General features: G+C 67.3%; 10 protein-coding genes. 1 reads left to right on the forward strand and 9 read right to left on the reverse strand.

Going from position 1 to position 12,921, the window contains the following annotated elements:
• Positions 1-91: 91 nt before the first annotated feature.
• Positions 92-1,234, reverse strand: coding sequence for a two-component system sensor histidine kinase NtrB (locus DY926_RS06340; RefSeq protein ID WP_116702611.1), 1,143 nt, complete (start codon positions 1,232-1,234; stop codon positions 92-94).
• The gene (dusB, locus tag DY926_RS06345; RefSeq protein ID WP_116702612.1) at positions 1,231-2,292 is read right to left on the reverse strand and encodes a tRNA dihydrouridine synthase DusB; all 1,062 of its coding nucleotides are present in this window, start codon (positions 2,290-2,292) and stop codon (positions 1,231-1,233) included. Before dusB ends, DY926_RS06340 begins: the two co-directional genes overlap by 4 nt.
• Positions 2,293-2,519: 227 nt before the next feature.
• Between dusB and DY926_RS06350 the strand changes: the two genes are divergently transcribed.
• Entirely contained in the window at positions 2,520-3,689 is a 1,170-nt protein-coding gene (locus DY926_RS06350) for a bifunctional 2-C-methyl-D-erythritol 4-phosphate cytidylyltransferase/2-C-methyl-D-erythritol 2,4-cyclodiphosphate synthase (RefSeq protein ID WP_116702631.1), read from the forward strand.
• A gap of 58 nt (positions 3,690-3,747) precedes the next feature.
• On the opposite strand, the gene DY926_RS06355 is transcribed toward DY926_RS06350, so the two are convergent.
• The 7 genes from DY926_RS06355 to fzlA all read right to left on the reverse strand — a co-directional run bounded on the left by DY926_RS06355 (position 3,748) and on the right by fzlA (position 12,824).
• Entirely contained in the window at positions 3,748-4,503 is a 756-nt protein-coding gene (locus tag DY926_RS06355) for an ATP12 family protein (RefSeq protein ID WP_116702613.1), read from the reverse strand.
• Positions 4,500-6,983 carry an AsmA family protein gene (locus tag DY926_RS06360; RefSeq protein ID WP_116702614.1) on the reverse strand — a complete coding sequence of 828 codons (2,484 nt, stop codon included), beginning with the start codon at positions 6,981-6,983 and terminating at the stop codon, positions 4,500-4,502. The genes DY926_RS06355 and DY926_RS06360 overlap by 4 nt, the downstream gene beginning before the upstream one ends.
• 45 nt (positions 6,984-7,028) lie before the next feature.
• Complete coding sequence (locus DY926_RS06365) at positions 7,029-8,006, reverse strand: RluA family pseudouridine synthase (RefSeq protein WP_116702615.1); 978 nt, start codon at positions 8,004-8,006, stop codon at positions 7,029-7,031.
• A complete protein-coding gene (locus DY926_RS06370) occupies positions 8,003-9,394 on the reverse strand; it encodes a replication-associated recombination protein A (RefSeq protein ID WP_116702616.1) in 1,392 nt (463 codons plus the stop codon). The genes DY926_RS06365 and DY926_RS06370 overlap by 4 nt, the downstream gene beginning before the upstream one ends.
• Positions 9,395-9,539: 145 nt before the next feature.
• Positions 9,540-10,916, reverse strand: coding sequence for an MBOAT family O-acyltransferase (locus DY926_RS06375; RefSeq protein ID WP_116702617.1), 1,377 nt, complete (start codon positions 10,914-10,916; stop codon positions 9,540-9,542).
• Positions 10,916-12,151: a BaiN/RdsA family NAD(P)/FAD-dependent oxidoreductase gene (locus DY926_RS06380; RefSeq protein WP_274541789.1), complete on the reverse strand. Its 1,236-nt coding sequence runs from the start codon at positions 12,149-12,151 to the stop codon at positions 10,916-10,918. Before DY926_RS06380 ends, DY926_RS06375 begins: the two co-directional genes overlap by 1 nt.
• A gap of 4 nt (positions 12,152-12,155) precedes the next feature.
• Entirely contained in the window at positions 12,156-12,824 is a 669-nt protein-coding gene (gene fzlA, locus DY926_RS06385) for an FtsZ-binding protein FzlA (RefSeq protein ID WP_116702618.1), read from the reverse strand.
• Positions 12,825-12,921: the final 97 nt, after the last annotated feature.

Raw genomic sequence — 12,921 nt, forward strand, 5'->3', positions numbered from 1 at the left:
CAGTACCGTACGGATGGAACGGTCATCATCCGCAACAAGAATGGTCGGCAGCGACATACGCTATAAATCTCTCAGATCAAAAAGGGACACGTCACGGCGCGCCCCGCTCTTCAGTCACAACAGGCAGGTGGAGCAGCACTTCGGTACAGCCGGGCTGGCTTTCCACCTCGATCACGCCGCCGTGGTCTCCCACGATCTTGCCCGCCAGCGCCAGCCCCAGCCCGCTGCCGGTGGGTTTGGTCGTCAGGAAGGGTTCGAACAGGTGCGGGCGGATGTTTTCCGCAATGCCCGGCCCGTTATCACGCACCGACACCAGCAGCGGCAACTGCACGCGCTGCCCGCCGCCGGTGGAGACCCATATGCCGGGGCGGTAGCCGGTTGTCAGCGTAATTTCGGGCGGGGCCGCGCCATCCGCATGGCCGTGCAGGGCTTCGGCCGCGTTCTTTACAAGGTTGAGCAGCACCTGCACCAGCTGGTCACGATTGCCCCAGACCGGTGGCAGGGAGGGATCATAGACTTCCTGAAAGCGGATGTCGGCGGCAAACCCCTGCTGCGCGAGCATGCGCACATGCTCCAGCACCCGGTGGATGTTGACCGGCCTGCGCTCGATGGGCCGGTCACTGAACATGTCCATCCGGTCCACGAGGTCACGGATACGGTTGACCTCGTCCTGAATCAGCACGGCCAGTTCACGGTCGGACTCGCCCACCGATGTTTCCAGAAGCTGCGCCGCCCCGCGAATGCCCGAGAGCGGGTTCTTGACCTCATGCGCCAGAATGGCCGCCATGCCCGCGACACTCCGCGCGGCCGAGCGGAAGGTCAGTTGCCGGTCCAACACCCGTACGGCCGAAAAGTCATGGAAAGTCAGGACAACCGCGCCCGGCTCCTCCGTCACGGGCGCGCCCTGCACGGTCACACCGGTGCGGTACAGGCGGGGGCTTTCCAGCGTGACCTCATGCTCGACCACGGTGTGATCCTGCGCGCGCACCTGTTCCATGAGCAGGAACAGCGGGTTGTCCTGCGGCAGAATGTCGGTCAGACGCATCTGCGCCAGATGCCCGCGCGACATGCCAAAAAACGGCTCCGCCGCGCTGTTCACGTACCCGATGCTGTTATCGGCCCGCACGACCATGACCGGCAGTGCCAGCGAATCGAGTATGACCCGGCCATTGCCCGTCACGTTTTCCGGCGCGCAGGGTACGTGGCCCGAAGCGGGAATGGGGCTGTCCCTCATGCCGCCTGCGCCGCGGCCTTTTCCGCCTCCACGGTTGAGGGGCGCGGCCCGCGCACCGTGCCCGCCGCGATCTGGCCGTCATAGAATTCATGGATCATGGCGATGGCGTCATCCACCGTATCGACCCGGTTGACCGCAGCACGGAAGCTGGCCGAACCCGGCAGCCCCGCCGAGTACCACGAGACATGCTTGCGGGCGAGGCGGAGGCCCGGATGCGCGCCAAAATGGTCGATCATCATGCCGTAATGTTCCAGCACGATGGCCTTTTCCGCCACAAGGTCCGGCTCGGGCACATCCGCGCCATGCACGAGCGCCTGCGCCACCTGCGCCAGGAACCACGGGCGGCCATAGCAGCCCCGCCCTATCATGACCCCTTGCGCGCCTGAACGCTCCAGCGCCACGCGCGCATCCGCCACCGTCAGGATATCACCATTGACGATGACGGGCAGAGACACCGCATCGACCACCTTGCGTACGAAATGCCAGTCCGCCGTGCCGTTGTAGAACTGCTGGCGGGTGCGGCCATGCACCGTCACCATCCGTATGCCCGATTCCTGTGCAATGCGGGCAAGGTTGGGGGCGTTGAGGCTGTTATGGTCCCAGCCCATGCGCATCTTGAGCGTGACCGGCACGTCAACGGCGCGGACCACCCCCTCCAGCAGGCGGGCGGCCTGTACCTCGTCACGCATCAGGGCGGAACCGGCAAGCTGGCCCACCGCCACCTTCTTGACCGGGCAGCCGAAATTGATGTCGATGATGTCCGCCCCACGGTCCACCGCGATCCGGGCGGCCTGCCCCATGGCATCGGGGTCACAGCCGGCAAGCTGGACGGAATTGGGGCCGTCATCGGCCACTTCGGCCATGCGCAGGGTGTTCTCGTTTTCACGCACCATGGCCCACGACGCGATCATTTCCGACACGACCAGCCCCGCGCCCAGCCTGCGCGCCAGCCTGCGGAACGGCAGGTCGGTCACCCCGGCCATGGGCGCCAGAATGACTGGTGCCTGCAGGATGACCCCACCCCCCAGGTCTATGGGCGACAGCAGTTGAGACGACATGAACCCCGCTTCCCCGCCAGCGGCCCGACCGCGCCCATGGCGGCCTGAAGGGCATGCCAGCTCTGATATCCGTCAATAATGCTTATGATTTAGGCAGAATACCCCCTCCCGCCGCCCCGCGCAATCAGCTTCGGTGCATTCGGGAAACATTTTCATGCCGTGATGGAAGCAGGTTGTTCCCCCGTGGTGCTTGACGCGCGGGCCACATGGCCGCATTGCTCCGCATCATGCGTGTTGCAGCCATTCTTCTCGCCGCGGGCCAGGGCAGCCGGTACAGCGCCCAGACCGCGACCCCTGTCGCCAAGCAGTATGTCACGCTCGGCGGCAGGCCCGTCATCCGCCACGCGGCGGATGCCCTTGCCTCTCATGTCGGGATGATCCAGCCCGTGGGCGACCCCGCCCTGCTGGGTGCGGCGCTGGAGGGGTTCGCCCCTGAAGGCTGCACGGTCCTGCCGGTCGTGCCCGGGGGCGATACGCGCCAGGCCAGCGTCAGCGCCGGGCTTGAGGCGCTGGACGCCCTGCCCGATGGTGAACGCCCCGACCTGGTGCTGATCCATGACGGCGCGCGCCCCTATGTGCCCGCCAGCGTGACGCAGGGCGTGATCGCGGCGCTGGCGCAGCATGCGGGCGTCATTCCCGCCGTGCCGGTGGCCGACACCATCAAGCGCGCGCGCGACGGCATCATTACCGACACCGTGCCCCGTACCGACCTGTTCCGCGCCCAGACGCCGCAGGGCTTCCGCTTCGGGGTGCTGCGCGACCTGCACCGTTCCGCCACCGCCGCCGATGCGACGGACGACGCGGCCCTGCTGGAACTGGCCGGGCACCATGTCGCCATCGTTGCCGGATCGGAAGACAATATCAAACTGACCTACAAGGAGGATCTGGTGCGCCTGGAACGCCTGATCGGCCCGACCCTGCTGCCACGCACCGGGATGGGCTATGACGTACATGCCTTTGCCGAGAACCGGCCCCTGATCCTGTGCGGCATAACCGTGCCGCACACGCGCGGCCTTGCCGGTCATTCCGATGCGGATGTAGGCATCCACGCCCTGTGCGACGCGATTTACGGCGCGCTGGCCGAAGGGGATATCGGCCGCCACTTCCCGCCCAGCCAGAACCAGTGGAAGGATGCCGACAGCGCGCGCTTCCTCATCCACGCGGGCGAACGCATCCGCCAGCGCGGCGGCATGCTGGTCAATGCCGATGTCACGCTGATCTGTGAACGCCCCAAGATCGGCCCCCATTCGGAAGCCATGCGCGCGCGTCTGGCCGAACTGCTGAAGGTGGAAATCGACCGGATCTCGGTCAAGGCCACCACCTCCGAACGGCTGGGCTTCACCGGCCGTGAGGAAGGAATCGCCTGTCAGGCCTGCGCCACCGTGCTGGTGCCCTGACCTGCAACAAAAAAGGCCCGGTCACATGACCGGGCCTTTTTTTTCATCCAGCGTATGCTCAGGCCTGACACAGGCGCTGGAAGCGGTCGGCATCCGCCACATCCGCCGCAAGCTGGCGCAGGGCCGCGAGCAGTTTTGCGTCCTCGCCCCATATCGTCATCTGTATGCGCTCGCCCACGGTGGCGATTTCCGCCGCCCGCGCGGCCGAGAGCGCGCCGGTCACGACCGCAAGCCCCAGCACGAGGCTTTTCATGGCGGGCACCATCACCCCCAGTGCCGCAAGCGTTGCGTTATCCTGCCTGCCCAGCACGTCACGCCAGCCCTCATGCACCGCCGCGGACTGCGCCAGCGGCATGATGCCGTGCGTCACCGCCATGTCGATCCCGTGGCGCGCGCGCAGCCATGCAAGCTGGGGGTCCCATTCTTCCTCCTCAGCCCTGCACAGCCGGGCGGGATGGTCGGCGCGGTAGCACAGCAGTTCCCCATCCACATACTGCATGAGGGCCGCAACCTGCGCGGCGGGCTGCGGGGCGATCCGTTCGATCATGCTGCCGGTGATGCGCGTCATGGGCAGGTCATCGGGGGTGAAGGCGCCGCCCTTTTCCCCGCCCGCGTCGGCCCATTCCGCCGCAATGGCTTCGGCCAGCGCGGCCGAGGGCACGCACAGCGCCGTGCCACCGGGCAGGCGGATGCCCCGCCCGTCCAGTTCAACACCAAACCCGCCATCAACCGGGCATACGGTGGCCCCGCCCCAGAAGCGTTTGCGGGTGCCGGGAACTTCAGCCTTTGGTACGCGTACGCCGTCCTTCATCATTTCAGAATCCCCAGCCCCTTCAGCAGGTTCGCCGCCTTTTTCACATCGGGCGCGGCCTTGGAATTCCCCATGATCCCGGCAACCCCGCCCCCAGCGGATGCATTCGTGGCCGGTGCGGCGGTGGAGGGCTGCGGGCCGGACTGCCCCTCCCGCGCGGCCTTCAGCGTCGCGGGGCACGGATCGGTTACGGTATTGCCCTTTGACCCGCCCAGCAGCAGGCCGATCGCGTAGCGCCCGTCAGCACCTGCATCCATCTTGGGCCGGGGGGAGGCCAGCGTGCCCCCCACGCGCAGCGGCACGCTGGCCCCGGTGCCGCTGATCATGACCTGCGGCAGCAGGTGCAGGTCCAGATCCTGCGTGACCATGCCCACGGTGCCGTGCCCGGTCAGTGACAGCGCATTGGTCTGCACGCCGATGGTGTCAACATTGGCGCGGCCGCCCGCCATGTCCATGTGCAGGCCGAAGCAGCGCAGGGCGATCGGCCCGGTGCCCAGCGCGCCACGCGCCGCATCCCCCAGCAGTTCACCCAGCGCGGAGCCGCTGATCGTGCCATTGACCATTGATACGCCCATATGGCCATTCAGGCTGTTGCGCAGTTCGGTGCGGGTATTGCCCTGCGCCCGCACGCTGCCGACAACCTGCAGCGCGCCCTGCACCATGTTTGCAAGGCCAGCCTTGCCCTCCACCCACGTGGCGGGCAGGACCAGCGTGCCGATCGTGCCCGAAACCGTAGGCACGTCACCCGATGCATCGACCTCAAGCTGGCCGGACAGGCTGCGCCCCGTGCCCTGCGCCTGTATGGGGTCGATCGTAAGCCGCCCGTTGCGCAGGACCACATGGGTCAGCGCGTTACGGTATTCATCCCCCTCGAATTCCATCTGCGACACGCTCAGGCGCAGGTCCACGTCCTGTTTGCGCAGCATGGAGAAGGGCAGCGGTCCCGCATCGGCCTTCGCCTCCGGGGGCGCGGTGACACCGGTGGCATCCGCCTTGGCCCCCTGCCCCATCAGGGCATCCACGTTCAGCCAGCTTGCATCAAGCGCGCCGCTGACCAGCGGCACCCCAGCATGCCCGCCATGGACCGACAGGTCCACCGCCCCGGTGAAGGAAGCCTGCGTGCTCTTAACCGCAATGTCCGATAGCTGGAAATGCGCGCCGTTATCCTCGCTCACAAGGTGCGAGGACGCCTCCAGATGGTCCAGCGCAGCACCGTTGGGCAGCGAGAGGTGCCCCGCCGTGGCCGATACGTTCACCACCGCGCGCGACCCGCCCAGCGTGCCCGCGACACGCAGCGCGCCCGGATCACCCGACAGGTCGAGCGAGAGCGGCAGCGGTTCGGCCAGATGTGACAGCGCCGCCGTCTCCACCTGCTGGAGCGAACCCAGCGTGCCTGACAGCTTCAGGCCCTGCCCCTGCCACTGGCCCTGACTGCGGATGGTGACACTGTCCTTCGGGCCCGGCGCATCAATCGACAGGCCCTGCAGCGTGAGGCCCGCGACATAGCGCCCGGCATCCACCGCGCCCGTATCCAGGTGCAGGCTGTTGAACAGTGGCGTGCTGCCTTCCTTGTCCGCCGCGCTGCCATCAACCACATTGGCCTTGAGCGAGATGCGGCGCACATCGGGCACATCCAGCCCCGGGGCCACGGCCTTGATGGCGTCAAGGCTGGTGAGGGAGCCGTCAAGCCGGATGTTGTAGCCCTTCATGTGGTCGGGATCGGCCACCGAGCCATCGAGCGTGAGCTGCCCCACGGGCTGCCCGCCCGCGCTGAAAGCCGCCTTCAGCGCCACGGGCCAGCCGGAACGCGCGGTCGATGTCAGGGCGATCGGGCCGGTCTGCCCCGCCAGCGTGAAACTGCCGCCATCGTTATGACCGGCGATGTCGATGCGCGGTTTCTCACCGCTGACATCGCTCAGCCTGATATGGTCGAGCACCACCTTGCCCCGACTGCCCGAGAGCCGGTCATCCCAGTCCAGGTCGGCATTGGTGACGCTGATGCTGCCGATCTGCACCTTCCAGTCAGATGCCGCCTGTTTTTCCGCCGTATCCGGTGCGGCGGTGGCCTGCGCGCCGGTGGGGGAAAGGCGCCAGTTGGCCTCGCCGCGCTCCGTGCGTTCAAGATGGATGACGGGATGGTTGAGTGTCAGGCCCTCTAACTGGATTTCATGGTGCAGCAGCGCCATCAGGCCCAGACGCGCATCCAGCCGGTCCGCCGTGACCATGTCACCATAGGCCCCGCCCGCCATGTCGGACAGCCCGACATCACGCACCGAAACCGAAAGCGAGGGGAAAACATGGAAATCCAGCGCCCCCATGCGCACCTGCCGGCCGGTCTGCTTCTCGATCGCGGCAATGGCCCGGCTGCGCAGCGCATCGGGGTCCAGCATGGATTTGAGCGCAAGCCCCGCCCCACCTGCCACCACGACCAGGGCCACGGCGGACCCCAGCAGTATCCGTCGCGCATTTCCGTTCTGTGCCATCTCGCTTCCTGTCCTGTACCGTTGGCCTGTCATCCCGCCCCGGCGCTACACGCGCCGGCAGGGCGCGGGCTGGGGGGTGGCGAACCCGATCTGCCTGAATGTTTCGCGCATGTGGGGCGGCAGTTCCGCCTCGACCACCAGCGTGCCCCCTGCCGGGTGCGGCAGCTCCAGCCTGCGGGCGTGCAGGTGTAGCCTGTCCACGAACCCGGCGACATGAGCTATGTCACCGCCATATTTCGGGTCGCCCAGTATGGGGTTGCCCAATGCCTCGCAATGCACGCGAAGCTGATGGGTGCGCCCGGTCAGCGGGGACAGCGCCAGCCATGACAGCTTGCGCGCCGCTGCATCCACCACCTCGTATTCCGACAGGGCATGCACCGCATCCGCATCGCCCCGCTCGGCCACCACGCTGATCGCCCCGGCCCCGGCACCCAGTTTTGTCAGCGGCTGGTCAATAATGCCCGTGGCCGGGCTGGGGCGGCCCACCACAACGGCCCAGTAGATCTTGCGCACGTCACGCCCGCGAAAGGCCGCGGCCAGCTTGGCCGCCACACCGGGCGTGCGCGCAACCAGCAGCAGGCCCGACGTATCACGGTCGATACGGTGGACAAGGCGCGGGCGCGGGTCATCGGGGCTGTCGCGCAGGCCATCAAGCAGCGCGTCGATATGGTGGGTGATGCCCGGCCCGCCCTGCACGGCAATGCCCGCGGGCTTGTTCAGCACGATCACATGATCATCGCGATAGATGACCATTTTATTAATTTCGCGCACCTGCCGTTCATCCAGCGGCTTGCTGGCCAGTGGCGGCGGGCGGTTGGCGTTGGGAATGGGCGGCACGCGCACGGCCTGCCCCGGCGCAAGCCGCGTGGCGGCGGTGGCGCGCTTGCCATCCACGCGCACCTGCCCCGTGCGGCACAGCTTCTGCAACGCCCCCTGCGTCAGGTGCGGGTAATGCCTGCGGAACCAGCGGTCCAGGCGGATATCGGCTTCGTCATCGCTGACGGTAAGGGTAACGACACTCATGACCCACGGCTTTCGCGCACTCTGTTCCAACTGTCCAGTCGTCGCGCGACTTCGCGCTCATATCCACGGTTGGTGGGCTGGTACAGTCTGGGGCGGCGCATGCCGTCGGGAAAGTAGTTCTGGCCCGATATGCCGCCCTCGGCATCATGGTCGTATTCATAGCCCTTGCCGTAGCCGATATCCTTCATGAGCGTGGTCGGCGCATTCAGGATATGGGCGGGCGGCATGAGGCTGCCGGTGGCGCGCGCCGCCCGGCGGGCCATGTTGTAGCCCTTGTACACCGCATTGGATTTGGGTGCCGTGGCCAGGTGCACCACAAGCTGGGCCAGCGCCAGTTCCCCCTCGGGCGAGCCAAGGCGCTCGAACGTCTCCCACGCGGCAACGGCCAGTTGCAGGGCCTGGGGGTCGGCCATGCCCACGTCCTCGGCGGCGAAACGGGTCAGGCGGCGGGCGATGTAGCGCGGGTCCTCGCCACCTTCCAGCATGCGGGCGAACCAGTACAGCGCCGCATCGGGGTCCGAGCCGCGCATGGACTTATGCAGCGCCGAGATCAGGTTGTAATGTTCCTCGCGGTCCTTGTCATACAGCGCCGCGCGGCGGGCGAGCAGGCTGGACAGGCCAGCGGGGTTGAGTAGTTCCGCCCGTGGCGGCAGGGCGAGGAGCTGCTCGACCATGTTCAGCAGGTAGCGCCCGTCCCCATCGGCCATGGCGCGGAGCGTGGCGCGGGCCTCGGGCGTGAGCGGCAGGGTCGTGCCGGTGGTGGTTTCCGCACGGTGCAGGAGCTGTTCCATCGCCGCGTCATCCAGCCGGTGCAGCACCAGCACCTGACAGCGTGAAAGCAGCGCGCTGTTCAGCGCAAAGGAGGGGTTTTCCGTCGTCGCCCCCACCAGCACCACGGTGCCATCTTCCACCACCGGCAGGAATCCGTCCTGCTGGGCGCGGTTGAAGCGATGGATTTCATCCACGAACAGAAGCGTGCCGCCACCCTGCGCGCTGATGCGCCGGGCATCCTCGAACGCGCGCTTGAGGTCCGCCACCCCGGAAAACACCGCCGAAAGCTGCACGAAGCGCAGCCCCGCCGCATCGGCCAGCAGGCGGGCGATGGTGGTCTTGCCCACGCCAGGGCCACCCCACAGGATCAGGCTGGCCAGCGACCCGCGCGCCAGCATCTGGCGCAGGCTGCCCTGCGGCCCGAGCAGATGGTCCTGCCCCACCACATCATCCAGCGTTGCGGGGCGCAGGCGGTCGGCCAGGGGCTGGGTGCGTGCGGCGGGCTGGGTGGCGCGGGGTGGAAAGGGGACCGGCTCATGGCCCTGTCCCGGCTGTGTCCCGGATGCCCCGAACAGGTCTCCCGGCCCTTCATCCCTGCTGTAGCGCCTGCCTGCCATATGCTCCTGCCTGTGTCATGACCCGGCTCCGTGCATGGAACCGTATCTTCAAATTGGGATGTATGCCCCTTAATACCAGCCCCGGCGGAACAATACAGGTCCCCGCGTCCCCTCCGCCATGTTCCGGACAGTATCGGAACCGGTATCAGAACTGGAAATAGATGAACGGCTCAGGCGGCCTGCCACCCGCCAGAAAGACAAGCAGCACGAAGGCCACACCCGCCGCCACCGCCATCCATGGCGCGGGCCGCAGCCGGTCCATGATGACGGATTGCGATGCCGGGCCAACCAGCGCCACGCCCATGGCCAGCAGCAGGATGAACGGGTGTGGCAGGTTCACCTTTCCCATGCCGCCCATGCCCGCCATGCCGGCAAACATGCGGCCCGCCGCCGGCAGGTCGGCAGCGCGGAACACCACCCATGTCAGCAGCACGAACAGCAGCGTCAGCCCCCGCGCGCCCCAGCGCGGCATTGCGCGGCCCGCGCGCGCCCATGCATGCGCCACCGCCAGCGCCCCGCCATGCAGCAGGCCCCAGAGCATGAAATTCCACCCCGCCCCGTGCCAGACGCCCGCAAGCCCCATGGTGGCCACCACATTGGCCGCCTGCCGCGCCGGGGGGCAGCGGTTGCCACCCAGCGGGATATAGACATAGTCGCGCAGGAAGCGTGACAGCGTCATGTGCCACCGCCGCCAGAAATCCCGCACCGACACGGCCGTATAGGGCGCGTTGAAATTGAAGGGCAGGCGGATACCCATCATCAGCGCCATGCCGATGGCCATGTCCGAATAGCCCGAGAAATCAAAATAAATCTGGAGCATGTAGGCAATGGCCGCCAGCCACGCGCTGCCCAGACCGGGCGCGTGCCCCATATGGGCGGCATCGAACACCGGCGCGCACAGCCCGCCCAGCGTGTCGGCCAGCCCCAGCTTCTTGCCCAGCCCGACCAGCAGCAGCAGGCCGCCCTGCCCCAGGTTCGCCCACATGGCGCCGTTGCGCGGGCTGGTGTCGAACTGCGGGACCAGTTCGTTATGCCGCACGATCGGCCCCGCCACGATCTGGGGGAAGAAGGTCACGAATTCCACAAAATCCGCCAGCCGGTAAACCCGCGCCTGCCCGCGCCCCAGATCAACCAGATAGGAAATTTTCTGGAACACGAAAAAGGACAGCCCCAGCGGCAGGATGACCGGCCATGGCGCATGCGCCCGCCCCGCAAGCCCCATGATGACACCGGCCAGCCAGTCCGCGTATTTGAAACCGAACAGCACCGCGAGGTTGGCCACAACCCCGAACACCAGCCACCCGCGCCGCCGCCACCGCCCCCATGCCATGGCGACCATCTGGTTGCAGCCGGTCATTGCCAGCAGGAACGGCACGAACCGCCAGTCCCACAACCCGTAAAACACCACCGATGCCGCGATCACCACCGCCTGCCGTGCGGCCCGTGACGCGGCTACGGCATAATACAGCCCCAGAACCAGCGGCAGGAACACGACAAGGAACGGCTGTGAGGCAAACAGCATCAGTCCATGCGTTCCGCCACGGCCTGCCCTGCCGCACGGCCGCTGGCCCATGCCCACTGGAAGTTGTAGCCGCCCAGCCAGCCGGTCACGTCCACGGCTTCACCCACCATGAACAGGCCCGGCACGTCCCGCGCCTCCATATCCCGTGAGGAGAGGCAGTCCGTATCCACGCCCCCGCGCGTGACCTCCGCCTTCACGTAACCTTCGGTGCCATGGGGGTTGAGCCGCCAGGCCGAAAGCTGGGCCGCCACCCCGGTCAGGACCGCATCGGGCATGGCCGCAAGCTGCCCCTCGGGCAGGGAAGCGTGCGCCAGAAGCTGCGCCAACCGCTGCGGCAGCAGCATGGACAGCATGGCCACCGCGCCCGCGCGCGGCCGGTCACGCTTGATGGCCAGCAGCCGCTGTGCCGCGTCAATGCCGGGCAGCAGGTCTATCTCCAGCGCCTGCCCCGGCTGCCAGTAGGATGACGCCTGCAGGATGGCGGGGCCGGACAGCCCCCGGTGGGTAAAGACCATGCCATCATCAAACGTGACCCGGCGCGCCTGTCGCCCCGTCCCGCTGTGGCAGGTGATCCCCACCCTGACCGACAGCCCGGCCAGCGGTTCCATCCATTCCCGGTCCTGCGCGCCGAATGTCAGCGGCACGAGTGCGGGCGCCGGGGCCACGACGCGCAGCCCGAAGCGGCGCGCAAGGTCATGCGCCAGCCCCGTGGCCCCCAGTTTGGGAATGGACAGCCCGCCCGTGGCCACGATCAGGCTGCGGGCCGTAAACACGCCCTGATCCGTCTCGACCCGGTACAGCCCCGCACTGTTACGCGCCACGTCGATGATCCGGTGCGACAGGCGCATGTCCACCTGCCCCGCCGCACATTCACGCAGGAGCATGTCCACGATGTCACGCGCAGAACGGTCACAGAACAGTTGCCCCGCCGCCTTCTCGTGCCACGGGATGCGGTGGCGCTGGACAAGGGCAAGGAAGTCAGCCGGGGTGTAGCGCGCCAGCGCCGATTTGGCGAAATGCGGGTTGCCAGACAGGAACTGCCCCGCCCCCGCGTCCATGTTGGTGAAGTTGCACCGCCCGCCGCCGGAAATGAGGATCTTGCGCCCCGCCTGCGGCGCGTGGTCCAACACCACCACACGCCTGCCCGCCTGCCCCGCGGTCGCTGCCGCCATAAGGCCCGCGGCCCCCGCGCCGAGCACGATGGCATCGGGGGTGGGGGCGCCCTCGCGTGTCACGGCCTCAGAAATCCAGGTCCGCGTAATGGGCGGGCGGGTTGATGCCCGTCACCCGGTCCTGCAACAGCGCGCGGAAGCATGGGCGGCTCTTGATCCGGGCGTACCAGTCCTTGGCGGCGGGCGCGCGCGCCCAGTCCACATCCCCGATGTAGTCAAGGCAGGACAGGTGGGCGGCAGCGGCGAAATCGGCCATGGACAGCATGTTGCCCGCCAGCCACTGCCGCGTCTCGGCCAGCCAGTCGATATACGGAAGGTGCCCGCGGATATGCGCATACCCCGCGCGCAAGGCCGCGCCATCGGGGTTGCCGCGGCGGGAGATGCGCTTCATCACCTTTTCATTGAGCAGGGGACGCGAGACCTCGCCGCCGAATTTTTCGTCAAACCACGCCACCAGCCGGCGCACCTCCACCCGTTCGGCCAGCGTGCGGCCCAGAAGCGGGGTGTCGGGATAGGCTTCCTCCAGATATTCGCAGATGACCCACGAATGGGGAATGCACAGGCCGTTTTCCTCCTGCAGCATGGGCACAGTGCCCGCCGGGTTGCGGTCCAGGTATTCCGGGCGGTTTTCCCATACGCGTTCGATCTTGAGTTCGAACGGCAGCCGCTTTTCCCCCAGCACAAGCCGGACCTTGCGGGAATAGGGCGAAAGGGGAAGGTGGTAGAGAATGCGCATGTTCCCGCTTTATTGCATTGGGCCGCCCTTCGCCAAGCCCCGATGCGCATGAAAGGAAAAGCTGCCACGTTCAGGCGGGGAAAAGGCTTCTCCCCCT

Origin of the sequence: Komagataeibacter melaceti, assembly GCF_003403295.1 — a bacterium.
In the GTDB taxonomy this organism is placed as follows: Bacteria; Pseudomonadota; Alphaproteobacteria; order Acetobacterales; family Acetobacteraceae; genus Komagataeibacter; species Komagataeibacter melaceti.

Coding starts and splice junctions, on each gene's coding strand:
- DY926_RS06340 (WP_116702611.1), bottom strand. CDS start 1,234: ATGAGGGACAGCCCCATTCCCGCTTCGGGCCACGTACCCTGCGCGCCG.
- dusB (WP_116702612.1), bottom strand. CDS start 2,292: ATGTCGTCTCAACTGCTGTCGCCCATAGACCTGGGGGGTGGGGTCATC.
- DY926_RS06350 (WP_116702631.1), top strand. CDS start 2,520: ATGCGTGTTGCAGCCATTCTTCTCGCCGCGGGCCAGGGCAGCCGGTAC.
- DY926_RS06355 (WP_116702613.1), bottom strand. CDS start 4,503: ATGATGAAGGACGGCGTACGCGTACCAAAGGCTGAAGTTCCCGGCACC.
- DY926_RS06360 (WP_116702614.1), bottom strand. CDS start 6,983: ATGGCACAGAACGGAAATGCGCGACGGATACTGCTGGGGTCCGCCGTG.
- DY926_RS06365 (WP_116702615.1), bottom strand. CDS start 8,006: ATGAGTGTCGTTACCCTTACCGTCAGCGATGACGAAGCCGATATCCGC.
- DY926_RS06370 (WP_116702616.1), bottom strand. CDS start 9,394: ATGGCAGGCAGGCGCTACAGCAGGGATGAAGGGCCGGGAGACCTGTTC.
- DY926_RS06375 (WP_116702617.1), bottom strand. CDS start 10,916: ATGCTGTTTGCCTCACAGCCGTTCCTTGTCGTGTTCCTGCCGCTGGTT.
- fzlA (WP_116702618.1), bottom strand. CDS start 12,824: ATGCGCATTCTCTACCACCTTCCCCTTTCGCCCTATTCCCGCAAGGTC.